21 protein-coding genes are annotated in these 26764 nt (G+C 36.2%); 13 read left to right on the top strand and 8 right to left on the bottom strand.

Features of this window, described 5'->3' with window-relative positions; genetic code table 11:
- Positions 1-8 precede the first annotated feature (8 nt).
- On the bottom strand, positions 9-1727 hold the full coding sequence (locus tag ACRD7B_RS12360) for a methyl-accepting chemotaxis protein (RefSeq protein WP_430824876.1): 1719 nt from the start codon (positions 1725-1727) through the stop codon (positions 9-11).
- Between the two features lie 152 nt (positions 1728-1879).
- On the bottom strand, positions 1880-2392 hold the full coding sequence (locus ACRD7B_RS12355; RefSeq protein ID WP_430824875.1) for a YfiR family protein: 513 nt from the start codon (positions 2390-2392) through the stop codon (positions 1880-1882).
- 198 nt (positions 2393-2590) lie between these two features.
- Here ACRD7B_RS12355 and ACRD7B_RS12350 point away from each other — a divergent pair, with 198 nt between their 5' ends.
- The 8 genes from ACRD7B_RS12350 (at position 2591) to ACRD7B_RS12315 (ending at position 13193) form a co-directional block, all read left to right on the top strand.
- A complete protein-coding gene (locus tag ACRD7B_RS12350) occupies positions 2591-3676 on the top strand; it encodes a hypothetical protein (RefSeq protein ID WP_430824874.1) in 1086 nt (361 codons plus the stop codon).
- Between the two features lie 81 nt (positions 3677-3757).
- Complete coding sequence (locus ACRD7B_RS12345) at positions 3758-6160, top strand: efflux RND transporter permease subunit (protein WP_430824873.1); 2403 nt, start codon at positions 3758-3760, stop codon at positions 6158-6160.
- Between the two features lie 8 nt (positions 6161-6168).
- On the top strand, positions 6169-7143 hold the full coding sequence (locus ACRD7B_RS12340; RefSeq protein WP_430824872.1) for a polyprenyl synthetase family protein: 975 nt from the start codon (positions 6169-6171) through the stop codon (positions 7141-7143).
- 45 nt (positions 7144-7188) lie between these two features.
- Positions 7189-8697, top strand: a complete 1509-nt coding sequence (gene atpD / locus ACRD7B_RS12335) for a F0F1 ATP synthase subunit beta (RefSeq protein ID WP_430824871.1) — start codon at positions 7189-7191, stop codon at positions 8695-8697.
- Positions 8698-8702: 5 nt separating this feature from the next.
- Entirely contained in the window at positions 8703-8948 is a 246-nt protein-coding gene (gene atpC, locus ACRD7B_RS12330) for an ATP synthase F1 subunit epsilon (protein ID WP_430824870.1), read from the top strand.
- 91 nt (positions 8949-9039) lie between these two features.
- Positions 9040-10059 carry a glycosyltransferase family 9 protein gene (locus ACRD7B_RS12325; protein WP_430824869.1) on the top strand — a complete coding sequence of 340 codons (1020 nt, stop codon included), beginning with the start codon at positions 9040-9042 and terminating at the stop codon, positions 10057-10059.
- A gap of 68 nt (positions 10060-10127) precedes the next feature.
- A complete protein-coding gene (locus ACRD7B_RS12320; RefSeq protein ID WP_430824868.1) occupies positions 10128-10643 on the top strand; it encodes a YfiR family protein in 516 nt (171 codons plus the stop codon).
- A gap of 99 nt (positions 10644-10742) precedes the next feature.
- The gene (locus tag ACRD7B_RS12315; RefSeq protein ID WP_430824867.1) at positions 10743-13193 is read left to right on the top strand and encodes a TonB-dependent receptor plug domain-containing protein; all 2451 of its coding nucleotides are present in this window, start codon (positions 10743-10745) and stop codon (positions 13191-13193) included.
- 112 nt (positions 13194-13305) lie between these two features.
- Here the strand turns inward: ACRD7B_RS12315 and ACRD7B_RS12310 are convergent, their stop codons facing one another.
- From ACRD7B_RS12310 to ACRD7B_RS12295, 4 genes are all read right to left on the bottom strand, one after another.
- Positions 13306-13917 (bottom strand): ankyrin repeat domain-containing protein, encoded by a 612-nt coding sequence (locus ACRD7B_RS12310; RefSeq protein WP_430824866.1) that lies wholly within the window; start codon positions 13915-13917, stop codon positions 13306-13308.
- Between the two features lie 12 nt (positions 13918-13929).
- Positions 13930-17589, bottom strand: coding sequence for an SbcC/MukB-like Walker B domain-containing protein (locus ACRD7B_RS12305; RefSeq protein WP_430824865.1), 3660 nt, complete (start codon positions 17587-17589; stop codon positions 13930-13932).
- 11 nt (positions 17590-17600) lie between these two features.
- The gene (locus ACRD7B_RS12300; protein WP_430824864.1) at positions 17601-18803 is read right to left on the bottom strand and encodes an exonuclease SbcCD subunit D C-terminal domain-containing protein; all 1203 of its coding nucleotides are present in this window, start codon (positions 18801-18803) and stop codon (positions 17601-17603) included.
- 91 nt (positions 18804-18894) lie between these two features.
- Positions 18895-19347: a C-GCAxxG-C-C family protein gene (locus ACRD7B_RS12295; protein WP_430824863.1), complete on the bottom strand. Its 453-nt coding sequence runs from the start codon at positions 19345-19347 to the stop codon at positions 18895-18897.
- A 446-nt stretch (positions 19348-19793) separates the two neighbouring features.
- Between ACRD7B_RS12295 and ACRD7B_RS12290 the strand changes: the two genes are divergently transcribed.
- The 4 genes from ACRD7B_RS12290 (at position 19794) to ACRD7B_RS12275 (ending at position 23187) form a co-directional block, all read left to right on the top strand.
- A complete protein-coding gene (locus ACRD7B_RS12290) occupies positions 19794-20177 on the top strand; it encodes a hypothetical protein (protein ID WP_430824862.1) in 384 nt (127 codons plus the stop codon).
- A gap of 14 nt (positions 20178-20191) precedes the next feature.
- Complete coding sequence (locus tag ACRD7B_RS12285; RefSeq protein WP_430824861.1) at positions 20192-21073, top strand: DUF5777 family beta-barrel protein; 882 nt, start codon at positions 20192-20194, stop codon at positions 21071-21073.
- Positions 21074-21103: 30 nt separating this feature from the next.
- Positions 21104-21517: a c-type cytochrome gene (locus tag ACRD7B_RS12280; RefSeq protein ID WP_430824860.1), complete on the top strand. Its 414-nt coding sequence runs from the start codon at positions 21104-21106 to the stop codon at positions 21515-21517.
- Between the two features lie 203 nt (positions 21518-21720).
- Positions 21721-23187, top strand: a complete 1467-nt coding sequence (locus tag ACRD7B_RS12275; protein WP_430824859.1) for a methyl-accepting chemotaxis protein — start codon at positions 21721-21723, stop codon at positions 23185-23187.
- A 4-nt stretch (positions 23188-23191) separates the two neighbouring features.
- Here the strand turns inward: ACRD7B_RS12275 and sov are convergent, their stop codons facing one another.
- Entirely contained in the window at positions 23192-24523 is a 1332-nt protein-coding gene (sov, locus tag ACRD7B_RS12270) for a T9SS outer membrane translocon Sov/SprA (RefSeq protein ID WP_430824858.1), read from the bottom strand.
- A 131-nt stretch (positions 24524-24654) separates the two neighbouring features.
- Between sov and ACRD7B_RS12265 the strand changes: the two genes are divergently transcribed.
- The gene (locus ACRD7B_RS12265) at positions 24655-25266 is read left to right on the top strand and encodes a hypothetical protein (protein WP_430824857.1); all 612 of its coding nucleotides are present in this window, start codon (positions 24655-24657) and stop codon (positions 25264-25266) included.
- Between the two features lie 110 nt (positions 25267-25376).
- Here ACRD7B_RS12265 and ACRD7B_RS12260 read toward each other — a convergent pair whose 3' ends face one another.
- Positions 25377-26450: a 3-oxoacyl-ACP synthase III family protein gene (locus ACRD7B_RS12260; protein WP_430824856.1), complete on the bottom strand. Its 1074-nt coding sequence runs from the start codon at positions 26448-26450 to the stop codon at positions 25377-25379.
- Between the last annotated feature and the right edge of the window lie 314 nt (positions 26451-26764).

The following is a 26764-nucleotide window of genomic DNA, read 5'->3' as shown; positions in this document are numbered from 1 at the left end:
AGGTTGAATTAGAATTTTTCGTAATTATCTAAATCAAAATCTTTATCAAAGTTTGAAAACGGATTTGGATTTTTAGCATCCTTTTTTGAAGTACTTGGCTTTGGTGTAGCCTTCTTCTTTTCAGGAGCTTTCTCTGAATCCACTTTCTCTACTTTTGTTTTCTTTGCTGGCGCTACCTCAACATCATCACCGTCGCCAATCTTGAAGAAACTAACCGCATCTTTAAGGTTATCGGCTAAGTTTGATAATGAATCAGAGCTTTGCGTCAATTCATCAGAAGACGAAGCATTTTCCTGCGTAATCATATTTAATTGTTGCATAGCCAAATTGATTTGCTCTGCACCAGTCTTCTGTTCTAAACTTGCCGCTGATATTTCTTTGATTAGCTGAGTTGTCTTTTCAATGTCAGGTACCAGTGCCTTTGATTTCTCGCCAGCTTCCTGAGAAACCTTTAATCCTGTCTTTACCAAGGATACAATTTCGTCGGCTGCTGATTTACTTCGTTCTGCTAATTTACGAACCTCTGCTGCAACAACTGAGAAACCGCGCCCGTGCTCACCTGCTCTGGCAGCTTCTACTGCGGCATTAAGTGCAAGTATGTTTGTTTGGAAAGCGATGTCACTAATGATTGTGATTTTCTCAGATACATCTTTCATTACCTTAGCTGCTTGCGAAGATAATTCGTCAGCAACACTTACATCTTTAGCCGTTTCTACCGTTATTTTCTCAGTTTGAATTGAGTTGTCCGTATTCTGATCAATGTTTGCAACCATCTCTTCAATAGAAGTAGATACCTCTTCTGCTGAAGCTGCTTGATCAGCAGAACCTTTTGAAAGGTTCATCGAACTGGTTTTTAATTGGCCACTTGAACTAACAAGGTCATCTGCATTTTCTTTTATAGATAAAACAGTTGACTTCAATTTATCAGCCATGTTTATTAAGGCTTTCGCTAAATCGCCGATCTCATCGTTTTGGTTGACATCAACTGTAGCGGTTAAATCACCATCACCTATGGCCTGCGCAAAGTTAACCCCTTTCACCAATGGACTAACAATAGAATTATAAAGCAGATATGCTGTAAATAGAGCCGCTACTAATACAAAAATGCTCATGATAATAATTACCCACTGTAATATGGTAAAGCTACTATTGGTTTTAACTAAAGCCTCGTCGCTAGCAGTTGTGTACTTATTTTCCAGGTCAGATAACTTCTGAGTGATTTCGTCGGTAAGAAGAATTACCTCGCCTCCGTCTTGAACTTGGGGTTCTACGTCAAATAGCACCATCACATCTTCGTAGGCTTCAAATGAATTCAAGCTACTCATTATGTATTGTTGCATACCGATCAAAGAGTCAATCGAATGAAAAACTGCTTCTGCCTCAGTAACATCTTCCTCTTCCCAGCCTTCGAACAAAGCTCTTAATTCTTCTCTTATTGCCGGATAGTCTTTGTCTTGTAATTCTTTAAGTCTCAACTTATCTGGTGTGTCTGACTGCGTATCAATAAACACCCAACTACGAACGAGCATTTTCGAATTAACAACTAAAGTTGAAAGCTCACTCATCTTATCACTCGACGGTGAATAGGTGCCCGTTAACTTTGTGTTCAAATTTTTACTTGATGTTAGTGTAGAAAATGTCCAAACACCATTTATTACGATTAGCAATAATATGACACCAAAACCTAAAAGTAGTTTCTGTGCAATATTCAATTTAATATTATTCATCGCTTAACTATTAAAATCTTTAATCCAACTTTAGTTTTACAGCCTGAAACTAATCAAACTAAAACACAATTTAGCTCTTTTCAGTTAAAAAGAATCTATTTTTTGCGAGTTTTAGCCTGTTTTTATATGTAAACTATAATTGGCAATTGCACTTACAAATTAATTGCTGCCGCCATTCCTTCCAGTTTGGAACTTATTTGCAATCCAAATTTGGCAGCATTTGCCTTATGAATTTCAAATTTCAGCTTCTCATCTCTAACAACGAAGTTAAACATAGCACCATTCTTTGTAGCACCTTCTGTTTCACCTATTATTAAAGTATTTTTGCCATTAACTTTATCTACAATGGTTGCGGCATGCTTTGCGAAGTTGACGTTTGAAGAAACGTATACTACCTGACAATCTACAACTTCCTCAGGTGATCGAAACTCTTTAATAACCACATTTTGAAAACCAAACTTCTTTCCTGCAGATAATTTAGTCATCCAATCGGCTAATTCACGATTTTTAACAACACCAATCACAAAATCACCTTGTTTAGTTTCTTCAGGCCACCCAATGTGGCGAATGAAGTTTAAGGTGAACACCGATTTAAATTTGGCAATTTGTGAGGTTGCCATCATTGGGATTAATAAAACTCCCAAAAAAAGTAAAACCTTTTTCATAATAATCTTTCCTAACAAAATTCAACGTCTTATTTGGCTGTGGTACGCAATTAAATAGCTTTAGTTGCCTTTTTTAATGATTTTTAGTTTTCGCAAATAAAATATAAAGCTGTATTTATAGCATTTAATGTAACTTTGTGCCATTTACTAAGTGTGGTATTTAGGTACTGCATATCCTTTATATTAGATGATTTTACGATGGATTTAAAATATTATACAACCGAATTTGATTCCCAATTATTACTCATAGGTAAGCACCAAGAATTAAGTAAAAACTTTAACGCCTTTTTTACTTCTAAGGGATTGGATATGGACAGAGCCCTTAAGTTTGAAGTTTTTGTTGATGTTCAACTTGATGATGATTTAGTAAGTGCGAACGAGAATCTGGGTATCACTTTGGCTCATATTAGTAAGAAGGGTTGTCCCAGCTATGCCATTAGTGCATTAAAACCATTGGACAACGATAAAGAAGCAAAGCTTATCATTACCTATTGTAATGATGCGTATTACAAGATTGAGTATAAGGATTTTCAGAAAAAGCCTTATACTTTGGTATCTGATAAGAGCGAAAAGTATTTGTTTTCAGGAGGAATTAGTTCAATTAATGGAAGAGATACCCTAGGTAATATTCAATTGGCCTTTGATTTTACTGAGCAGTTGCTCGATCATGAGGAAATGCACTTTGGACACTTAATAAATATTAACTATTTACTCGAAGATAAAGGTGTCAAAAAGGATTTCGAAGGTCACACCTGGACTTATGCTGAAATGGTACAACAAGTTTCGCAACTGTATTTCGATCCTACCTTATTTAAAGGAGCTTATCCAACATCAAGTCTGATGTCAAATGCATTAAACGGAGTTAATCTTCAGTTTATTGCAGGCAGTAAGGATTCTTTCTCCATCAATCAAAAAGTAGATTCATCAGCGAATATAGAGGAAGTATCCGCGTCTCAATTATCGTATGTCAACGAAATGAATACCTTATTCATATCTGGGATTTCATCAAGCATGCTCTCTAAGGGTAAAAAAGGAAATATTATTCAGCAAACCGAAGCTTGCATAAATGAAATTAAAAATTGCATCGCAGGTAGTGGGTTTGCTGATGATGCTGATTCTACATTTGATGTAATAAAGGTATACTTAAGTAAGAATTCTAATTTTGAAGATGTTAAGCTAATGCTTGAGCAACAAATAAAAGCAACAAATTATTTATATTTATTAGCAGACTTACCAAACAAAGATGACTTGTTGATGATAGAAGGAGTAGTCGCTGCAAAGTAATAATTAGATTTACATTGTTGAAAAAACAGTTTTAGCTACTTTCGTAAGGTTTTATTAAGAATGAAAGATAGATTATAGAAGATGTGGATTAGAATAGCACGATATATATTACGTAACCGAATTGCCATATTAATAGCGTTATTTCTCATTACCGTATTCATGGGTATACAATCTCGCCGTATTGAGATGTCGTACCAATATGCTCCCTTGTTGCCAGAAGATGATTCAACTTATATGGCAAACGAAACATTTATAGAAACCTTTGGCAAGGAAGGAAACTTGGTGATTGTGGGGATTCAAAACGAGGATTTTTTCGAGTTAGATGAATTTAACAAGTGGCAGGATTTTTCAAAAGAATTAGAACAGATAGAAGGTGTTACTTCGGTGTTTTCGATTGGACAAGCCTATAATTTAAAAGCTAATCGTATTGCCAAAAACTTTAAGGTTGAACCAATATTTCCTGAACAAGTGAAATATCAAGTAGAGCTTGATTCGCTTCGTGAAGTGTTTTATAGTCTACCTTTTTATGAGCAGCTCTTATACAACAAGTCTTCCAATTCATATTTGTTAGCCATTACACTCGACGATGATATTTTTCTGAGTAAAGAGCGAGTTGGCTTGATTACCGAGATCCAGAATGCCGGAGACAGTTACATGCGTGAAGTTAAACGTGAAATTCGTTATTCAGGATTACCATACATACGTGTTGTAACAGCCGAGATGATTAAGAAGGAATTGAACATGTTTATATTCCTTGCTTTAGGTATTACAGCGATTATTATTTTTCTGTTTTTTCGCTCGTTTAAAGTGGTTATGTTTTCAATGCTTGTTGTAATAATAGCCGTAATATGGGCTCTAGGTATTCAAGCATTATTCGGTTATAAAATTACCATACTCACTGGTATGATTCCGCCACTCATTATTGTGATCGGTATTCCAAACTCGGTTTTTCTGCTCAATAAATATCACCAAGAGTATCGCAAGCATCAAAACAAAATAAAAGCACTACAGCGTGTAATTCGTAAAATTGGTAACGCTACGTTTTTAACAAACCTTACCACAGCTTCAGGATTTGCAACCTTCGTTTTTACAAGTAGTGCCATATTAGTCGAGTTTGGGGTTATTGCGGCCATAAACATCATTGTTGTATTTATCTTATCCATACTTCTAATCCCAATTATTTTTAGTTTCCTTGATGGACCAAAGGAACGCCATGTTAAACATCTGGATAATCAAGTTATTTCAAATGCGGTTAATTATTTGGTGAAAATATCATTGAATCACCGTACCATTATTTATTGGGTGTTTGCAATAATGTTAGTACTTGGTGCTTATGGCATTTCACGAATAAAAACAACCGGATACATGTTGGATGATATTCCACATGATGATCCGCTTTACATGGATTTGAAGTTTTTTGAAAAGAACTTTAATGGCCTTATGCCCCTTGAAGTAATGATCGACACAAAAAAACCAAACGGTGTCATTCAAGGTAGCAACTTAAAGCGCATGGATAAGTTGCAGGAAGAGTTAGAAGAACTTGATGCGATATCAAAACCATTATCGCTTGTTGAAGTGGTTAAATTTTCGCGACAAGCTTTTTATAATGGGAAGGAAAAACATTATAAGATTCCAAGTAATCAGGAACGTAATTTTATTCTATCCTATGTTGCTAAAAGCGATGCGGAACAAAATGGACTGATTACAAACTTTGTCGATTCAACAAAGCAAAAAGCTCGGCTTAGCTTCCGAATGAAAGATATTGGAACCACAGAAATGGTTAAGCTCGATAAGCAAATAAGAAGTCACATTGATGAAATATTTTCTCCTGAGCGATATAATACTTCTTTAACAGGAGCCAGCGTCGTTTTTTTTAAGGGCACCGATTACTTAATTCGTAACCTTTTTACCAGTTTACTTTTAGCGGTGATATTAATTGCTTCGTTTATGGCATGGATGTTCTCGTCGAAGCGCATGGTATTGGTTTCATTAATTCCTAATCTGTTTCCTTTGGTCATGACCGCGGCATTAATGGGTTATTTCGGAATTCCTATTAAGCCATCAACTATCCTCGTGTTTAGTATTGCCTTTGGAATTTCTGTTGACGATACAATACATTACCTGGCAAAATATCGGCAGGAATTGTCCGAAACCAATTGGAGCATTCGAGCCGCTGTGGTGCTGGCACTAAAAGAAACGGGAGTTAGTATGATTTATACTTCCATCATCTTGTTTTTTGGATTTGGTATTTTTGGTGTTTCTCAATTTGGAGGCACCGTAGCACTTGGAATATTGGTTGCGGTTACCTTATTAATAGCCTTATTTTCAAATTTAATATTGCTTCCGGCTTTATTGTTGACCCTTGAGAAATCAATAACAAATCAATCATTTAAGGAACCTTTGCTTCAAATTTATAATGAAGATGAAGATATTGAATTGGATGAATTGACCATAGAAGTAAAAAAAGAGCTTGATCCCAAATAATTGATAAAATGTATACAATAGCTGACTTTCAAAAAAAAGTTGAAGAAAATATAAACTCACAACAATTTGTAAGCAAACCAGAGGGTTTGTACAAGCCAATCGAGTATGTGATGGAGCTTGGAGGTAAACGCATTCGCCCAACCATGTGTTTGGCAGCATGCTACCTATTTAGTGATGATGTTGATAAAGCTATTGAGGCGGGCTTGGGATTAGAGGTATTCCATAATTTCACATTATTACACGACGATGTAATGGACAATGCCGACGTTCGTCGTAATCGCGAAACAGTTCATGTAAAATGGGATGAGAATACGGCTATTCTTTCAGGCGATGCCATGTTAATAAAAGCCTATCAATACATAGCTAATGTTGATGGTAAGGTTTTAAAAGAGGTATTAGATCTCTTTAGCAAAACCGCCATGGAAGTTTGCGAAGGACAGCAATACGATATGGAGTTTGAGAGCCGCAGCGATGTAATGGTCGAAGAGTATTTAAATATGATTCGTTTAAAAACGGCTGTATTATTAGCTGCCAGTTTAAAAACAGGAGCTATCATCGGTGGAGCCGACCCTGAATGTGCTAATAATTTGTATGAATTTGGTGAAAACATAGGATTGGCTTTTCAGTTGCAAGATGACTTTTTAGATGTGTATGGGGATGAAAAAACATTCGGTAAAGCCATAGGTGGAGATATTGTTGCCAACAAGAAAACATTTTTACTTATTAATGCGTTACAATTGGCGTCGGGTTCTTTGCAAGAAAATTTGCAGACTTGGATAAGTCTGGATACCTTCAATCGCGAAGAGAAAGTTGAAGCGCTTAGGAATATTTATAATGAGCTAAAAGTGGATGACTTAGCGAAAGAAAAAATGGCTTGGTATTTTGACAAGGCAATTGCTGCTTTGAATAAGGTTAAAGGAAAAGAAAGCATGAAAGCTGAATTGAACCAATTTGCCATGAATTTAATTGAAAGATCACGATAGGTAAGATATAATAAGTATTAAACAGAGGATAAATACTCACTTTTTATGGAAAAACTTGTTGGCACCATCATTCAAATAGTTGGTCCGGTAATAGACGTTAGCTTCGAATTAAAGGATCAAGAATTGCCAAGCATATTAGATGCCTTGGAAATAAAGCGCAAGGATGATCAATCCATTATTATAGAATGTCAGCAACACGTTGGTGAAAATACGATTCGTTGTATTGCAATGGATTCAACCGATGGACTAACACGCGGAATGGAAGTGACTCACTTGGGTAGTCCTATTACCATGCCGATGGGCGACAATGTAAAAGGCCGCTTGTTAAATGTAGTTGGTGATGCTATTGACGGTATAGGTAATGTAACAAGAGATGGCGGAAGTCCAATTCATAAAAATCCACCAAAGTTTGAAGATTTATCTACCGAAGCGGAAATCTTATTTACCGGTATTAAAGTGGTTGATTTGATTGAACCTTATGCCAAGGGAGGTAAGATTGGTTTATTTGGTGGAGCAGGTGTAGGAAAAACTGTATTAATACAAGAATTGATTAACAATATTGCAAAAGGTCACGATGGTCTTTCTGTATTTGCTGGCGTTGGAGAACGTACGCGTGAAGGAAACGATTTGCTGCGCGAGATGATTGAAGCAGGTATTGTTAATTATGGTGATGAGTTTAAGGAGTCGATGGAAAAAGGTGGTTGGGATTTATCTAAGGTAGATCATAAAGCTTTGGATTCGTCGCAGGTAACAATGGTGTTTGGCCAGATGAATGAACCACCAGGGGCACGTGCTCGTGTGGCTCTTTCTGGATTGACAATTGCAGAAAGTTTCCGTGATGGGGATGGAACTGGAGATGGGCGTGATGTACTTTTATTCGTAGATAATATTTTCCGTTTTACACAAGCTGGTTCAGAAGTATCTGCTTTGCTTGGACGTATGCCATCAGCCGTAGGCTATCAGCCAACTTTGTCTTCTGAGATGGGTGCTTTACAGGAGCGTATTGCTTCCACTAAACATGGATCCATTACTTCTGTACAGGCGGTTTATGTACCTGCCGATGATTTAACTGACCCGGCTCCTGCAACCACATTCGCTCACTTAGATGCAAAAACCGTATTAAGTAGAAAAATTGCTGAGTTAGGTATTTATCCTGCCGTAGATCCTTTGGATTCTACATCGCGTATGTTAACGCCTGATATTGTTGGTAACGAACATTATAATACTGCCCAGCGCGTAATTGAGATACTACAGCGTTATAAAGAATTACAAGATATTATTGCAATACTTGGTATGGAAGAATTATCTGAAGAGGATAAATTAGTTGTTCATCGTGCACGTCGCGTTCAACGTTTCTTGTCTCAGCCATTCCATGTAGCCGAACAATTTACCGGCTTAAAAGGTGTATTTGTGTCGATAGAGGATACCATTAAAGGATTTAATATGATTCTGGATGGTGAAGTTGATCAATATCCGGAAGCCGCCTTTAACCTGGTTGGTACCATTGAAGAAGCAATTGCTAAGGGAGAAGAATTATTGAAACAAGCGAAATAAGGCAAATGGATTTACAATGTGAAATAGTAACGCCAATGGACATTATCTATACCGCTCCTGTTGGTCTGGTAACTGTTCCAGGTGAAAAGGGAGAATTCACGGTATTAAAAAACCATGCTCCAATTATTTCGGTGTTATCAGAAGGAAAAATTCGTGTGATTGGTAAGGATGGACAGGAAAACTTCTTTGATTGTAAAAGTGGAGTTGTTGAATGTAAAAGCAATAAAATTGTTATACTAATTCACGAATAGCTTAGCGAACAAAATTCATTTGAATTGATAGATATTTAAAAAATCCCGGTTGTACGCCGGGATTTTTCTATTTTTGAACAAATTTACAGAAATGAAGATTCTTATTATACGATTAAGTTCCATTGGTGATATTATTCAATGTATGTCGGTTGTAACTGGCATTAAGAATAAATTTCCTGAAGCTGAGTTACATTGGGTAGTTCGTGCCGACTTGGCTTCGTTACTCAAAATTGATCCTCGCATTGATCATATCTGGGAATTTGATCGTAAGGAAGGATTTTCGGGTGTATTTAAACTCGGAGGAAAACTTAAACAAGAAAAATTTGATTTGGTTTACGATGCCCATAGTAATATACGTTCCAATATTCTGAAGTTATGTTTATGTCCGTTGAGCATTTGTAATGTATTCCGAAAAAATAAATTGATAACCAGACATAAGGATCGCTTAAAACGACTTTTGTTATTTAAGTTTGGAATAAACTTGTTGCCAAAGCCATTTAAGGCTCTGGATTCGTTTCGAAAACCAATGCTTAAGTGGAATGTAACAGAGTTTAATACGCCATTTGACAACTGGCAGTTTCCCGATTCTGTTCAGAAAAAAATTGAAAATCTGGTTTTGACCAAGATTTCAGATGATCAACCATGGGTAGCATTGGTTCCATCGGCTGCGTGGGAATTAAAAAGATGGCCGGTAAAATATTGGCAAGAACTAATTAAGTTAAGGCAAGATTTGCGATTTGTAGTCCTTGGCGGGCCAAATGATGACTTTTGTGAAGAAATTCGATCCGTTGCTCCTGACCGAGTGATTAATCTGGCAGGCCACACTTCATTAATGGAAAGTTTTTACACTGTTTGGCGTGCATCATTTGTTATAAGTGGTGACACAGGCTTTTTACATGCTGCTGATTTATTCCAGAAACCTGGATTCGCCTTAATTGGGCCAACTGCTTTTGGTTATCCTTCAGGTGATAAAATGAAAGTAATGGAAGTTGATTTGCCATGCCGCCCCTGTACAAAAGATGGTAATATAATATGTAAGCTTAAGGAGAAGAAAAAGTGCATGTTAGATATTTTTCCTGATACAGTGGCAAAAAATATTAAGATAAATTGACATATTATAAAACTTTTTCATAGTTTGGGCGTAGAAATCGTGTAACATTTTTATAAAACCCAAACCTGATGTATCAAAAATTATTGTTATTGGGACTATTGTTTCTTTTTGGAACCGTTCATAAGTCCTCTGCTCAAATGCCTAAATTCAAGGCACTCTTTCTTTATAATTTTACTCAAAATGTAGATTGGCCAACTTCAGCTACAAGTGGTAGCGAGTTTATTGTTACTGTAGTAGGTGACAAAGAAATGGCTAAGGAATTAAAAAACCTGGCTAAGGTTAAAAAGGTTGGCACTAAAACATTGGTGATCAAGGAAGCCAATGCTTTAAAGGACATTGAAACTTCTCATGTTGTTTTCTTAGGTAGCTCAAAAAGTAATTTGATGTCTCAATTAAAAAGCCAACAAGCCAATGTTCCTGTTTTGCTTATTAGTAGTAAGGAAGGACTTTGTGAACAAGGAGCTGGTATTTCTTTCATGATTGCAAGTGGAAAATTACGCTACCAAATTTGTGAAGCTAACATCAATGATCAAGGCTTACAAGTAAATAGTAAGTTGTTATCATTAGGTACCGTAGTTAAATAACAATAATCTTAATTAGATATTATTTTCAATACACAAAAATGCTAAAGTGAAGCATTAAGTATTGTTAGATTTATCTCCAATAATTGAAATATTATTAAAATGAAAATATCACATATTTTATTTCTGGTTTTTGCATTACTAATAGCAACTATTAGTCAGGCGCAAGAAACATCTAAGAAATACACACGCGAGCAGGTTTTGAACATGACAACTGAAGAAATGTCATCGCTACCTCTGGAAGAATTGATGAGTATTATGGACGTTGTTGGCGTTTCGTCAATGGAAGAATTATACGATCTATTATTAAATAAAGATGTAACATCAGCTTCTAAAAAAGCTGAGAGTTTATTTGAGGCTCCCTTGTCAACCACAGTTTTAAGTAAAGAGGAAATTTCTGCTTCAGGTGCAACAAGTATAGAAGAAGCACTGCGCTTGGTTCCAGGGGTTATTGTGAGAGAAAAAACGAATGGTAATTACGATGTACACATACGTGGTTTGGACAATTTGCCTCCCGGAAATATGATGCTTCAGTCAGAGAATAACAGTACGCTGTTAATGATTAACGGGCGCCCTGTATTTAATTATGCCATGGGTGGTGTATTATGGGAATCGTTACCAATTGGCCTTGGCGATATTGAAAGAATAGAGGTTGTTAGAGGGCCTTCTAGTGCCTTGTATGGTCCAAATGCTGTATCAGGTGCCATAAATATTATTACAAAACAAATCACCTCGGAAAGTCCACTTTTATCGGTAAATGCGCAAGGTGGAAATATGAGCACATTTATTGGTGACCTTGGATTACGCAAGCAATTGAATGAAAAGTTTGCCTTTGGTGTGACTGCCAATTATGAGCGTCGTGATCGCACAACAGATAAACTCTATGTATTTAATGAGAAAGAGAGCTTTACTAAGGAAGAATTTAATAAATTAACGTTTAATGACATATATGGTAATACATATCAATATGTGGATCCAAAGGATGATATCAATGAATTATTTGCAGAACCTGGTTTGTCAAGAGAGAAGACGGGTGTTAATGCTATGTTGAATTACAAAATCAGTGAAAAAGCTGTTTTTGATTTAAGTGCAGGTCATCAAAATTCGTACGTGAATAGCTCCACACTAGGTGATAACTCAACGTCAATTTCAGGCCGTGAGTCAAAGACTAGTTATGTGGACTTTAATGGCGATGTGTATGGATTTGCTATTAAAGCAAATTATTTGTTTGGGATGCAAGATTTCAATAAAGGAAATCAAGGATTTAAAACCGATATGGGGCAGTTTAACTCATCTTTGGAATACGACTGGCAGCTTAATAATCTGAATATACGACCTGGTGTGGGTTACATGTCTGTTTTTTATGACGATACCGAATATCTACCAAGTGCTGATAGTAACCTAGGCTTTTTCAACGGAAAAAATACGCTCAATGTATTTTCATCAAGCCTTAGGTTCGATTATAAAGCAACAGAGAAATTACGTTTGATTGCAGCACTAAGAGCTGAACAATATTCAAAACCTGATACCTGGAAAGCTTCATGGCAATTTGTGTCGGCGTATACCTTGAATGAGAATAACCATTTACGTTTGGTTTATTCACGAGCTAATCGTTCGCCATTTATACTAGAAACAAGTGCTAGTTTTATATGGGATAGAGAAGGACGCCCATCTCCAAATTTTATTCACTTCACGGGTAATGAGAATATGGAAATTATGACTTCTGACCTAATTGAGTTTGGTTACAGAACGCGTCCTGCGAAAAATGTAATGATTGATTTTGAGGCATATTATTCAAAATCAAAGAATTTTACAGCTTTAGTGCCTGAAAGTACTAATGTTAAAAGTGCTTTTGGTATGAAAGAACATCCATTATACCCAGGTGTTTATTATCCGGAACAACCAGACAATCCAAAGGTTGATAGTGAAGTAAGATCATTTTTGAAATATGAGAACTTAGCTTTAGAATCAACACAAATGGGTGCTTCTATTAATGTTGATTGGATTATATCAGAAAAATTAATTGCGAAAGGACATTTTACTTATCAGAAAACAACCTTGGATAATTACAATCCTGTTACTCGTGATGATCAGATCACTCTTCAGGTTGGAGAAGTAATCGCTCCTGGTGGACTACTTGAGCAACAAGTAATTGCGGATGCTACAAGTGGGAAAATTCCATTCTTACCTAATTACAGTATGGTTTCAGCAACTTCAAACCTGACGGCTGATCAATCCAATTTTAAAAGTGGTTTCACACACGAAGCAACACCTTCATTCTGGGGTAATATTGGCTTGGACTATAAGCCTACAGCTAAGTGGCAATTCTATACCAATGGCTATTTTTATGGCAAACAAACTTTCATAAATCAATATGATACCTTTGAAATAAGTCAGAAATTTATTCTAAATATGAAAGCCAACTATAAGGTAAGCGAAACACTTTCTGTTTTTGTGAATGCACGCAACATGTTGAACGATCATTCAACTGAATTTGCCTTTTTAGATAAACCAAATGGTTTGTATTTGGTAGGATTAAAATTGAATCTATAATAAACTAGCAAGATTACAACGTAAGCAGGCCCGAATCAAAAGTGATTCGGGCCTGCTTTTTTTATAGTATTTTGTTCCTCCTTAGCTTTAGAAATGCTTCACTTCACTTCACTTACTCTTTATAGTTCTTTAAAAACTCTACAACCTCAGTATGTCCTTTTTGTTGCGCAAAGTATAATGCTGATTCTCCATCGGTATCAACCAAACTATTATCAGCACCATTGGCTAAAAGCGTTTTAACTACTTCAAGTTGTCCTTCGCCGGCGGCAAACATTAATGCTGTCCATTCTTCATGGCCATCAATTAAATTCACATCGGCACCGGCATTTATTAATTCAACAACGGTTGCGTTAAAAGGACCAGTAGATGCAAACATTAGTGCTGTACGTTTAGTTGAGTCAACTAAATCCACGTCTGCTCCTTTTTCGATCAAATATTTAACGATGTGCTGATGTCCATTAAATGCTGCCAACATCAATGCAGTTCTTTGATTTTCATCTTTTGCATTTACATCAACGCCATTATTAATAGCTTCCTCAACGTAGCTTATGTTGCCGTTTAATGCCTCCTCAAAATACTTGGCCGTATCTATTTTAGGCTGCTCTACCACGGCATTAGCCGATTCTTGACTTAAGTTTGAGTTTTCTTTTTTAGTCGTATTACATGCCATAAGTAACACCAAGCCAATAAGAGCAATAGATAATTTCGTTTGTTTTTTTGTCATAATATAATGCGTTTAAACTATTTCTATTTCACTAACACCATTCTGTTTTTTAAGAACTCTTATTTGAGTTGGAATGCGTTCTTTTAGGTTTTCAACATGTGATATTACGCCAATCATTTTCCCTTGTGATTGAAGTGTAGATAAGGTGGCAATAACTGTTTCGAGGGTTTTATTATCCAGTGTGCCAAAACCCTCATCAATGAATAGAGAGCCGATGCTTACGTTTTTACTTGCCAAATCCGATAAACCCAATGCCAATGCTAAGCTAATTAAAAATTTCTCACCACCACTTGAGGTATCAACAAGACGTGCCACATTGGTTTGGTAGTGATCAATCAACATAAAGTTAAGTTCCTCTCCACTTTTGTAAGTATCATTCATTCTTAGTGAATAACGTTTGTTTAATTGATACAAATGGCGATTGGCAATAGCAATAAGGTTTTTTAAGGTAAGGCGTTGAACATAAGTATTAAACGCATGTTTTGAACCTCCAAGTAATTTGTTTAAGTCAGTATACTTTCGCAGCTTATGTTCTTGCTGTTTAATTTCATCAAACACACCTTTGTTACGCTCTTGAATTTCGTTATTCTTAGCAAATTTTTGTGTGATTTCCCCAAGTCTTTTGAGCAAAGTATTAACATGATCTGTATAAATTGCTTTGTCTTTTTCAGCCTCATCTTTACTTTGTTCAAAGTTTTTTTGTCGCTTTAACTGTTCATGCCCTTTTTCCAGGTTAAGCTTTAAAGTTTTAAGCTCAATGCTTTCGTTATCAAGTTGCTTCTGAATAAGTTCAAACTGCTCTTTCTCTTCATTCCGAAGCATGGCTTCTTCCAATTCACTTCTATCCTTAAACTTAGAACCCGACAATTGAATGTCAAGCTTTGACAATAGCTCCTTGAGTTTGTCGCTAGTATCATTAAAATCTGAATCAAGCTGTTTTAGGGCGTTCTCATTTGATTTCAAAGTTTGCTGCACTTCATTTCTCTTATCAACTATTTGCTTAAGATCAGCATTGGCTGTTTTTATTGCTTCATGAAGCTCGTTTCGTTTGGATTCGATGCTTTGATTGATTGGCAAAAGAGCTATCCGTTCTTTCTTTAGCTTCTCTTGTTCAGTGCTAAGAGCGGTAACCTGAATTTCTATCTTTGCTAACTCATCTTTTTTATCCTTACTGCTTTCTTTAAGGTGTTTGAGTTCCAATTGTAATTCAGCGATTGACTTACTGATGTTTTCTTGAGCTTTTAATTTTTGCCTATAATTCTCAATTTTGAGTTTGGTGTTTTGAAGAAAATCCTGCGTATCAACGATACGAGGCATTGATAATTCGAAAGGATTTATAGATGTTGCAAGTGTTTGCTCAAGCTTTGATATTCGCTCTTTTAATTGTGCTATATCATTATCAGTTTCAATTAACTGTTTTTTCACATTAGCTTCCTGAGTCTCAATGCCTGTTTGCTTATTTTTTAATTCATTATAACTTACCGTTATACTTGAAAACTCTTTCTCTTTTGACTCTTTGGCTTTTTGATTTTTTTGTGCCGCCTCAATGTTTTTGGAACATATTTTTAACTCATCACTAAGTTTCTTACCTTCATTGATTATTTCTTTAATGTTTTCAATTTCCCATTTCGAATCTTCTTTATTAAAGTCTGACCGAAGCTGACTGATCAGTTTATTTGTGCTAATGAGTTGATCGAGGTTTGCTTTTTTTAGGGCTTTTTTTTCAGCTATACTTACTTGTAATTCTTTATGCTTTAGACTAAGTGAGTCGAAAGTCGCTTTACGCTCATCCACTTTCTTTTGAGTATCATGCACATTAGTATGGGTGTACTTTTCAACATAGGGATGATCCATAGATCCACAAAGGGCACAAGGTTCGCCTTCTTTCAACTTTTGCCTTTCGGTATCGAAACTTTTGATTACCCGCTGCAGTTCCAATACTTGCTCGGCATCTGTTAAAGCAGTTTGAGCTTTTAAAAGGTCTGCCTCAAGTGCTACAATCTGTTTATTTAAATTGTCAATGTGCACTTGATATGTTGTATCGTTCTTTTCAAGTTCGTTTGATTTTTGAACCTGTAGAATGTAATCATTGGAGATGGTATGTTGCTTTAATAAAAGTTCACGATCAACACTAAGAGTTCTTTGTTTGTTAAGAAGTTCCTCGAACTTATTTTGGCTTTGTAAGTTTGTTAATTGACTTAGCTCATCCTGAAGTAACTTCAAAACATTGGCTTCTTTATCCAGATCGTGTTTCAGGCCATCCGATTTCTTTTTTAAAGCCTGTTGTTCGTCGGCTAACTTAGTTTTTGCCTTAAGTCTTGTGTTTACTTGATCATTGTTTGATTCGCGTTGAGTAAATAACTCTACCCAGGTAGAAAATTCCGACTCTATATTGGGTACATCCTTATTTTGTGTTAAAAATGTATTGGCTAACAACTCTTCGTTCACCAATTTTTCTTTCTGACTTTTAGTATTAACTAATGCTTGTTCATGTTTCTTGACAGCAGAAAGTATTTCAGCTTTCCGAGTAAGTATCTCTTTACTTTGAGATTCTATGCTTTTCAACCCAGTATCAAGTTGATTTACTGTGTCAAGCTTAGGTTGCCAACTTACAAGTTCACCTTCAACCTTCATTAATTTGCTTTGAGCCAGTTTTTCCTTCGAAACAATATCATCCTGAGCTTCGAGTGAAACTCTGATGATTTCTTTGTATTTCAGACTTCTTTTTTGTTGCTCATCAATACTCTTTTCGAGGTGCTGCAGAGCAAGAAGTTGATCTTTAAAGGGTTCAGCTAGTTTGTGATTAGATAAGCTATTTAGAGTACTTTCATATTTTGTCAATTTATCCTTAAGAAGTCCTTCTCTATTGATAAGTTCATTGTTAGAAAGCTTTAATTCATCCGCTTTTTTATACCAAAGAAGAATTTGCTCATTTTCTTTTAATTGTTCTCCTAGTTCTTTTTGCTTTAACTCTTGCTGCCTCTGTTCATCCAGAAGGCTTTCTCGCTCTTCATCACTCAGCAGGTCAACTGTGTTAATTTTGGCCTTAATATCATATAATAATTTACTCTCCTCAGTAATTCGTTGTCCAAGAGCCTCTCCAATTTTCTTATAAATTTCTTCCCCGGTAATTTGTTCTAATAAGGTGCCTTTATCCTTAGCCGACGCAGAAAGAAAAGCTGCAAATTCGCCCTGAGCCAACATTACTGAACGCAAAAACTGTTGATACGTGAGCTGAGTTATTTCTTCAACACCTTGTTGAACATCACGCTTCTTTTCGGCAAGAATGGTTTCATCGCTAAGGTTCTTCAGTCGAACCTCTTCTCGAGGATTGGCTAATTGTTTGCCGGCCTGAGTTTTCAGACGCATACTCCAAAATGCCTCGAAGCGTTGATTATTTGATTGAAAAGTAACTCGTGCCATGGCATTGGCAGCACCGTGGCTCACCACATCTTCCAGACTACCTTTGCTATTGCTTTTATTAAATCTTGGTACATTATGGTACATGGCAATAGTTATGGCATCGAGTAAAGTGGTTTTTCCAGCACCCGTTGAACCAGTAATCGCAAATAAACCAACATCCTGAAAAGCCTTACTTTCAAAATCAACAACAACTGGCTGTTCGCATTTAAGCGAGTTTATATTCTGGAGTTCTATTTTAAGTATGCGCATTGCTTTCTTTCCTAATTATCTCTTGCTATTTGAAGTACTTCATGAAAGGCGTCTTCTATGTCAGGATGGTCATTTATCTCGAAGTTCTGTTCATCACATCGCAATTTAAATACATCCATTGGCGATATGTTCTTGATGTTCTCGCCATCGAAACTTTCGTTTAAAAGATCGGCTTGTCTAGTATCATTCTTCAATGAGACTTTCAATACTTTTAAGCGAAGTTGCTCAGCAGCCTCGTTAATTTGGCTATATCCAATGCCTGAATTGTCTTCATTGTCAAGAACGACTTCTACCCAAGGTAATAAATTGTGATTTTCCTTATCAATCGCATTCAATTGCTTAATGCAGTGATGGAGATCTCCAGTGAGCTGTTTGATATCCCTAAAGCGAGGGATGTCGATTGTACTAATTGAATCAATGGATCCGTTCTGAGCATCAATACAAATGAGCTGTTTTTGGTGATTGGCCTCGCTAAAACTTAAAATACATGGAGAGCCCGAGTATCTTATATGATTCTTAACTACCTGGCTTCGATGGAGGTGCCCAAGAGCAATGTAATCAAAAATAGGATGAAAATCATCAGCGCCAATATCACCAGCGTTACCCACATAAATAGTTTGTTCACTATCACTAGTACTACCTCCAATGGCAAACAAATGCCCCATGGCTATTACTAATTCATTATCCTCTTTTTCGCGATGGCAACATTCCGCCACATCATTATAATGTTTTATTAAGGCCGCTTTATATCTATCACCAACCTGATCAAAACTTTCGCCTGCAATAGCTTTACGTATGTCCTGATCGCGCAGGTATGGCACTGCCGCTACCATCAATTTTTCACCCTTACAGTTAATTTTAATTATTTCATCCTTTATATCTTCCTCACTTTTGCCAAGCACATTAATTGCCAATGCTTTTAGCAGATCTTTTGGTGCATTTAAAGTGCCCGGAGCATCATGATTACCTCCAGTTATAATAACGTCCTGACAATGTGAATTTCTTAAATCTACCAAAAAATTATAGTAGAGGGTTAAACTTTGAGATGAGGGAGCACTGGTATCAAATATGTCACCAGATATTAGTAAGACATCAATTTCTTGTTCATTGATACACTTAATTAACCAACTTAGAAATAGAGTTTGCTCTTCATGCTGCGACTGCTCGTGAAGCCGATGTCCCAAATGCCAATCGGAAGTATGTAATATTTTCATTCATTAAAGCATTAATATAATTGGACATCATTAAAGAAATAATTCATGAAGTCTACACATTAAATTTTGATACCTAAGCTATTATTTTGGCTTAGTTTTTATGAGTCTGGAACAAATCTTCAAGGATATCAATGGCCGAAGTCACACATTTTGAACAAATCTCCTTTTTCATATCCTTGGCCTTAAAAGACGCCTGCCCTTCTTCAGTTTTCAAATCAATATTTAAAAGCTTATTGCATTGATCCGACCCATTAATTCGGATAAATTCCTTATTAAATAATTGAATCATTTCGGTAGTAGTACTTTGCTGTATATGTTCATTATCTATGTGTGCCGAGTTGCGCATGCCAATCAACATATAGGCACCACTGGCCGCTCCACAGGTTTTTTGCATCTTACCTATGCCTCCTCCAAAACCTTGTGCCAATTTAAGAGCCTGTTTAGTATCCATATCAAATTCGTTGGCATAAGCCATAATAACTGATTGGGCACAATTCTTACCTTCATAAAAGCCTTGTAATGCATACCTTTTCTTGTCCAGCATAGCCACTTGTTTTGATGATGCATAAAGTTAGTAAAAAGCTGGTTTCACAACAGTATTTTTGTTTTAAAACTCGAAGCAATATTAAATTAAGTATTTTCTTACTTTATAAGTTTAAAACTAGACCATCTGCACCTAACACTATTTAAGTTTATGTATATGGCGCAGATTACCATTTCTATAAGGCAATATTCTTATTTAAGAAAAGTGTTTGCTGATGAATAAAAAACAAGGAGCAAAATCTCATTGTGAGCTATTGATAGTTAGAAGCATAGAAGTTACTCTTTTCATTTCAATACAGCCGTATAATAATTTGTGGTTTTATTTAAACAATATTGGAGAACAGAGATTTTAATTTTAGAAACCCTTAAACTGTTAAGTTAAAAGCTTGATAATTAAATTAAAAAAGTTATATTTGGTAATAGCAATACACTCAAACCCAAATATTGATGACTAAACTAAAAATTAACCCCGTTTTAGTATTTCTCCTCATTATCTTAGTAGCTAGTATTACTTCCTGTCAATATGATTTTGTTGAAATTGATTTACCCGACGAAAGTATTCCTGTAAGTTTTTCCGAAGAAATACTACCCATCTTTTCCAAAAACAACTGCACAGAATGCCACAATTCAAATAGCTCTTTAGTTGATTTGAGCCCCGATAAGGCCTATGATTCAATTGTGCCAGATCTAATTGATGAAAACGACCCAGCCAATAGTAAGATTTATCTATATCCCAATCCTAGTTATTCCGATCATCAATATAAAAAGTATGCCCCAATTGAAGCGGCCTTAGTTTTGAATTGGATAACTCAAGGAGCCAAAGACAATTAACCAAACTAGTTACTATGAAACATCTGATTTTAACGCTTTACTTATCCTTACTAAGCCTTGGAATTATGGCTCAGGACGATCCCGTCGTCGAACAAAAGGTAAAAGATTTGCCCGTCAGAGAGCCTTTCTTAAGTGGATTGTTAATCGATAATCAAACCACCTTTGTTCCTGTTAAAAAAACATTTGAGTTTGTAATTCAACACAAGTTCGGATCAATGGATAATGGTTTCAAAGATCTGTTTGGCATATATGCGCCCTTTGCATCTATACGAATGGGTATAAACTATGTGCCCATAAAGAATCTTCAGCTTGGATACGGCCTAAGTAAAATTCGAATGTATAATGATTTTTCCGCGAAATATACCTTGTTTGAGCAGACCAGAAAAAACACTATGCCAGTTGCTGTTACACTATACGGTAATATGGCAATTGACGGGCGTGAGAAGGAACATTTTGGCACCAATTATAAGTTTGAAGATCGTCTGTCATACTTTGGACAGCTAATTATAAGTCGAAAATTTGGCGAGTGGGCAACTATTCAGGCCAATACAAGTTTTGCTCATTATAACAAAACCGAAGAAGGCATTGACCATGATAAAATTTCGGTTGGATTAAATGGTCGCATAACTGTTAATTATAAGTATGCAGTGCTATTTCAGTTTGACCTACCACTGAAAGCGAAATCCATCACGGAGCACAATGAGTTCATTGATCATCCTTATCCTAATGTAGGGATAGGTTGGGAAATAAGAACCAGCGCACACGTATTTCAACTATTTGCGACATCATCAGATAGCTTTGTTCCTCAACACAGTGCTTTGTATAATCAAAATAATTGGGTAAAAGGTCAGCTTCGATTTGGCTTTATTATAACCCGATTGTATAATTTCTCGTAACTAACTATAACACTCTAAAATATAGACATTATGAATAAGCATTTAAAGGTAGTTATAGCAATGGCTGTTGTGTCAGTTTTTGCAATGTCGTTTACACAAATTCAGGCTCAAGACTTTGTTAAAAAAGATGTGCCTTCAGAATTTAAGAGCAAGGAAAATCCGCACAAAGGTGACGAGTCATTAAAAATGATTGGATTGCGAAATTTTAATCGCCATTGTGTGGCGTGCCACGGAAAAAAAGGTGAAGGCGACGGTGTGATGGCAAAGAACTTAAAAACATCACCTGGTGATTTAACTCTGGCAGAAATGGATCAATACAATGATGGTGAAATTTATTATCTATCATTCATCGGAATTGCTGATCGACCAGATTTTATGAAATTGATTCCAAGTGAAGAAGATAAGTGGGCAGTGGTTAATTATGTACGCTCATTGAAGAAATAGTTCCATAAGTAGTTTAGGGTAGTAATTGTATTATTGCCCTAAGCTAATCTCTCATTTGCACAAATTGAAACCCTAAATAGTGTTTCGTGCGCATGATGCAATTAAGTATTAAAATAGTACCTAATTGTGATAGGCAAAAGAATTGTACCAGAGGATTTACTTTTTTAAGAACTTGAAATTGTAAGTTCATAAACCCCAAACCTATGTCACTGAAGCGAAAATTATTACTTCTTGTTATCCTTCCTGTACTTGCCAGTGGAGCAATTGCACTTATCGTTTCATCATTTAGAATCTATGATCAAGGCCTTAAAGACCTTGAACAAAAAAGCAATTCTATTCTTGATTTATACACAATGCATTTTTTGCGATATCATACCGATGGAAGTATGTCGGAGGATACAAAAGATGAAACCGACGATACCTTAGAGGGGTCATATGATTTTCGAATTGTATCTCAGACCGCATTGAATGAGGCTCATAATTCAACTTTGGATGAAGTAAAGTATGAAGAAACGATTGTTAAGGATTCTTTGAGTACACTAAAGTTGATTGATGACGAAATGCAAGAGATGCGTATAATACGTCCAGTTTATTACAGCGATGAACAAAACTGTGCTTTTTGCCATGCTCTGAATCAAGAACAAAATGCAGCTTTAAACAGTGATGTTCGGGGATTATTTATTGTCTCCACAAGTATTAAACCGGTTTACCAGAACGTTAAATCCTCTATTTTTCAAATATCAGCGTTTAGTATTCTAATTGCCATCATTGCCATATTCGTAGGTATAATGGTTATTCGAAAAATTAATAAGTCATTTTCAAGTATTTTAGTTGCGAGTAAGAACATTACAAAGGGCGATTTAACAAGTAATATTGAGGTGACAAGTAAAGATGAGCTTGGTGAAATAGCTTCTAGCCTGCACGGGATGATAGAGAGCATGCGAAAAATTATTCAATCAATTATTTCGGGTGCCGATCAATTGGCAGATGCCGGTCAGCGCATTAGTAAAAACTCGAACCTTGTAGCGCAGAGTGCAACCGAGCAAGCCAGCTCAATCGAAGAAGTTTCAGCAGCTATGGAAGAGATGCTGGCTTCCATCCAGCAAAATACACACTTATCGGGCCAAACGAAAGAGAAGGCAGAAGCAGCTGCCAAATCGATGCTTAATGTGGGGAGCTCGGCTGATAAAAGCCTGGTTTCAATTCAAAGTATATCAGAGAAGATTGCCATCATTAATAATATTGCCAGTCAAACTAATATACTGGCGTTAAATGCTGCAGTTGAAGCAGCACGAGCTGGTCAGGAAGGAAGAGGCTTTGCTGTTGTGGCCAGCGAAGTGAAAAATCTGGCTGAACTAAGTACCAGTGCTGCGGACGAAATCATTAAGTTATCTGGTTCATCGGTTGAAGTAACTGAAGAAGCTGCTAGATTAGTATCGCAAACCCTACCCGATATTGAAAAGACGGCTGAACTAATTCACGAAGTTAATATTGCCAGTAAGGAACAAAACATGAGTACTGAACAAATCAACTCAACCATCATAGAGCTGAATAGAGCCACCCAGTTAAATGCTTCGACCGCTGAAGACATGGCTTCAAGTGCGGATGAGCTTAACTCTCAAGCTCAGCAGTTTAAAGAGATTGTATCATTCTTTAAGATTGAGAAATAGAAAGTTACTGTAGCTTAAAGTCGACTAATCGTAGTACTATCGGCTTATTAAATTCACTCAAATAAATGCGTAAAGTTTGATTGGTACCAACGAGCTCATCGTTTAAATTATCGATGGGTATTGAAAAATGGTACCATCTGGTTTTTATGTTATTTGGTGACCACGATATTCGCATATCATCGATGTACTGCTGATCAGGTTGCATATTATCTCTATCAATACTAATAACAAATTCTTTATAGTCTGAAGTTGTGTTTATCGCATTATCAAGGTCGATATCTTCATAGTCTGGTTTGGTTGTAGCTGCTACAGAATAAGATTCGTGAGAAAACTTTATATCAAGTGAGTTCCGTTCAGGGTTGTTAAAGTATTTATAACGATCAAGAATTGACCGTTGCATTTGATCGTAATCCAAGCCTCGATAAAAGTGAAAATCATCCGACGAAGGATCTTTACTTATTTTATCATAGGCCGGTTCAGAGAGTTTGGTTTTAAGCACACTTAAAAAATCGCTGAAGTAAGTAGCTTCACTATTAACCTTTCGGAGGGTGTCACTTCGAAAACCGTCTAAGCCAATATCTTGTTGCAGTTGGATATCTTTATCAGAGTCAAAATGATTAGGGTAGCTAGCATTCGATGGAATAAGTCCCCATGCAGTTTCTAGTATTTCATCATTAAGCATTAATCCTTGTTCGCAACTATTGTAACCATCAGACAATACATCTTCGGAGATTGTGCCGAAGTTGAGGTATAACTTGCCCGTATATCCTGACTCATTGCTGGTAAATGGATCCATCAACCAAAAGGCAATGGTATCTTGCGTTTCCTTTATTTCGATCGATGTCATCATGCCAGCCCATCGCAATTGCGGGTTTTTAAGACTACCATCAGTATTTATATTGTCCGTATCGTAATTATAAGGGCCTCTTTCTACTGGATAGTAAGCTAGATTTAAACTGTTAATAGCTTCGGCTTTCCCATATGCTGCTTGTCTGTCAGGATAGATTTCTTGCTTAAAAATCTCTCGAACCAAACTATGATTTCTTTGGTCTTCATCGTTTTTAATATGATCTGGCATTAAGGTAGTATTTCGATAGAACACTTCCGGATTAATGACATACCAAGCAAGTTTAGCACGATTGTATGCATAACCAAGATCATTTACTAAAGTGGACTCAGTGAAACGATCTGGTGTACTGGCCAACGACCAGATTGTCGGATTAGCTAATTGGTAAGATAAATCTTCCGGCTCTATAGGTTCAGTATTGTCAGACTGACAAGAACAGAGGCATAAGGCAATAATGAAGGTGAATAGGGTAGATGTTAGTTGGGTCATTTGTAAGGCTTTTGACTAGGACTTTGCTGTGGTTTTATAAAATTTATTCTTCAAATTTAATAAATATCGTTGGTTGCTGCCCATAGGACTTGTTAATTGTGACTCAAATTCCAAAGTAAAGAAGTAGTTTTATGGCCAATTTATATACCTTAAACTATAATGTAGAGATGAAACATGTTTATTTAAGTACACTAATTATTATTTTTTTTGCCGCTTGTAGCACTAAAAAGTCCAATAATTCTGAAGAATCCAACCTCTTATACTCGGCCAAAGGTTGGAAGCCTGTTACCGATAACTTGGGTTCTTATTATTTACCAAATACCATTACGATTAAAGACAGCGCTTATGAGGTGGAGTTCTATCTAAAACAAAAAGAAGCGGATGAGATTGTTTTTATCGAACTTGTCTGTGACTTGGGTCATGATTTAAGCGAGCATAAGGGGCTTTCCCTCACTTATAAATGTGATACAGCATTAGTCATTAAGTTGTCGCAATCCGATTTTGGAGGCGAAGGCGATAAATCATATGCTCATTATCAGTACGTGGTTCCGGCTTCGGATACCTACGTAACACAGCAATTAAGTTTTTCTAATTTTACACGTCCTGACTGGACTCCTGAATACTCAAAAGGTAAAGGTTTGAACCTAAATAATGTAGATGCCATTTATCTAACTCCTGCTGTTGTTGATAGCATTGGCGGAAAGGCTTTGTTGGGAGTAAAGGAGTTAATCTTACAACAATAAGGTGTCGCAAATTGTGTATGAAATAAAAAAGCAGTTACTTCGAAAACGATGTAACTGCTTTATATTTTAAGGAAGCCCTCCTTAGTAGTTATATTTTCCTATAGTTGTTCTTATGCCTTATAAATAACCGCATTGATATTCATTCCGGCACCCACAGATGTTAACACAATAGTATCCCCATTATTTATAGCATGTCCATCCATTTCACCCTTTAGTATTAAATCGAGTAAGGTAGGTACCGTGGCTACCGACGAATTGCCCAACCAAGAGATGCTCATTGGCATAACTCCTTCTGGCGCCTCATCAATATTGTATAAGGCATATAGACGTTTTAATATGGCATCATCCATTTTACCATTGGCTTGATGAATAAGAACCTTTTTGATGTCTTTTATATCGACTCCTTTTTTATCGAGACAAAGTTTAATAGCTGCAGGAACATTCTCAAGTGCATACTGGTATAACTTGCGACCATTCATTTTAAGATAAAGGTCATCCTTATTTTCTTGATTGTACGATTTTCCCATGTACAACATCTGTGAATGAATTAAAGTGTCGGATCTTGAAACATGGCCGAGGACGCCAATAGGCGTCTCACTTTCTTTAGCTTCCATAATAACAGCTCCGGCTCCATCGGCATATATCATACTATCACGATCATGTGGATCAGAAATGCGTGATAACACATCGGCACCAATTACCAAAATCTTTTTTGCATCACCAGATTTAATATAATAGTCAGCCTGAATAACTGCCTGAACCCAACCTGGACAACCAAAAGGTAAATCATATGCAACAGCAAATGGATTTTCAATTTTGAGCTTATGTTTTACTCTTGCCGCTAAACTAGGTAAAATATCAACACGGCTACTACCATGATTAACATCCCCAAAATTATGCGCGACTATAATGTAATCTAACTCTTCTTTATTAATACCAGCTGCCTTTATTGCCTCTTCGGCAGCAAAAAAAGCAATGTCAGATGTTAAAAGATCTTCAGTCACATGACGTCGCTCTGCTATAGTGGTTATCTCCTCAAACTTATCAGTTATTATCCGATTATCTTTCTTTACTTTTTCACCATTGTTTTCATAAAAAACATTGGAATGAAAATCCTCATTTCTAACAACTTTTTTTGGAATATATTTCCCTGATCCCGTTATAATACTGTATATGGCGCTCATACTCTATTTTTATAGATATTTTAAATCCCGTTTCAATTTTAGGTATTAGTCTGGTCAAACTATAACCAACAATCATAGAAGGAGTCCAAAACTAATAAAATTCAACTCTATTGCCAATTTTGATAATGAAATGAAGATTTTTTAAAGTTTTTTCTTAGAATTATTTATCATGGAATATATGGTACAAAAAACAAAAAGGGTGTCCAAAAAGTATTTTTATGAACAAGCAAACTTACAGTTTGTTATTTTACTTTCGTTTTACCCCTCCAAACCTCCCCTAAAGTGGAGGCTTAAGTCCCCTTCAGGGGATTTAG

The sequence above is a fragment of the Carboxylicivirga fragile genome, assembly GCF_050589805.1.
GTDB classification, from domain to species: domain Bacteria; phylum Bacteroidota; class Bacteroidia; order Bacteroidales; family Marinilabiliaceae; genus Carboxylicivirga; species Carboxylicivirga fragile.
This window is presented reverse-complemented; position numbering and strand designations above follow the sequence as displayed.

Coding starts and splice junctions, on each gene's coding strand:
- ACRD7B_RS12320 (WP_430824868.1), top strand. CDS start 10,128: ATGTATCAAAAATTATTGTTATTGGGACTATTGTTTCTTTTTGGAACC.
- ACRD7B_RS12345 (WP_430824873.1), top strand. CDS start 3,758: ATGTGGATTAGAATAGCACGATATATATTACGTAACCGAATTGCCATA.
- atpC (WP_430824870.1), top strand. CDS start 8,703: ATGGATTTACAATGTGAAATAGTAACGCCAATGGACATTATCTATACC.
- ACRD7B_RS12280 (WP_430824860.1), top strand. CDS start 21,104: ATGAATAAGCATTTAAAGGTAGTTATAGCAATGGCTGTTGTGTCAGTT.
- ACRD7B_RS12260 (WP_430824856.1), bottom strand. CDS start 26,450: ATGAGCGCCATATACAGTATTATAACGGGATCAGGGAAATATATTCCA.
- sov (WP_430824858.1), bottom strand. CDS start 24,523: ATGACCCAACTAACATCTACCCTATTCACCTTCATTATTGCCTTATGC.
- ACRD7B_RS12285 (WP_430824861.1), top strand. CDS start 20,192: ATGAAACATCTGATTTTAACGCTTTACTTATCCTTACTAAGCCTTGGA.
- ACRD7B_RS12355 (WP_430824875.1), bottom strand. CDS start 2,392: ATGAAAAAGGTTTTACTTTTTTTGGGAGTTTTATTAATCCCAATGATG.
- ACRD7B_RS12305 (WP_430824865.1), bottom strand. CDS start 17,589: ATGCGCATACTTAAAATAGAACTCCAGAATATAAACTCGCTTAAATGC.
- atpD (WP_430824871.1), top strand. CDS start 7,189: ATGGAAAAACTTGTTGGCACCATCATTCAAATAGTTGGTCCGGTAATA.
- ACRD7B_RS12300 (WP_430824864.1), bottom strand. CDS start 18,803: ATGAAAATATTACATACTTCCGATTGGCATTTGGGACATCGGCTTCAC.
- ACRD7B_RS12360 (WP_430824876.1), bottom strand. CDS start 1,727: ATGAATAATATTAAATTGAATATTGCACAGAAACTACTTTTAGGTTTT.
- ACRD7B_RS12295 (WP_430824863.1), bottom strand. CDS start 19,347: ATGCTGGACAAGAAAAGGTATGCATTACAAGGCTTTTATGAAGGTAAG.
- ACRD7B_RS12325 (WP_430824869.1), top strand. CDS start 9,040: ATGAAGATTCTTATTATACGATTAAGTTCCATTGGTGATATTATTCAA.
- ACRD7B_RS12275 (WP_430824859.1), top strand. CDS start 21,721: ATGTCACTGAAGCGAAAATTATTACTTCTTGTTATCCTTCCTGTACTT.
- ACRD7B_RS12310 (WP_430824866.1), bottom strand. CDS start 13,917: ATGACAAAAAAACAAACGAAATTATCTATTGCTCTTATTGGCTTGGTG.
- ACRD7B_RS12265 (WP_430824857.1), top strand. CDS start 24,655: ATGGCCAATTTATATACCTTAAACTATAATGTAGAGATGAAACATGTT.
- ACRD7B_RS12350 (WP_430824874.1), top strand. CDS start 2,591: ATGGATTTAAAATATTATACAACCGAATTTGATTCCCAATTATTACTC.
- ACRD7B_RS12315 (WP_430824867.1), top strand. CDS start 10,743: ATGAAAATATCACATATTTTATTTCTGGTTTTTGCATTACTAATAGCA.
- ACRD7B_RS12340 (WP_430824872.1), top strand. CDS start 6,169: ATGTATACAATAGCTGACTTTCAAAAAAAAGTTGAAGAAAATATAAAC.
- ACRD7B_RS12290 (WP_430824862.1), top strand. CDS start 19,794: ATGACTAAACTAAAAATTAACCCCGTTTTAGTATTTCTCCTCATTATC.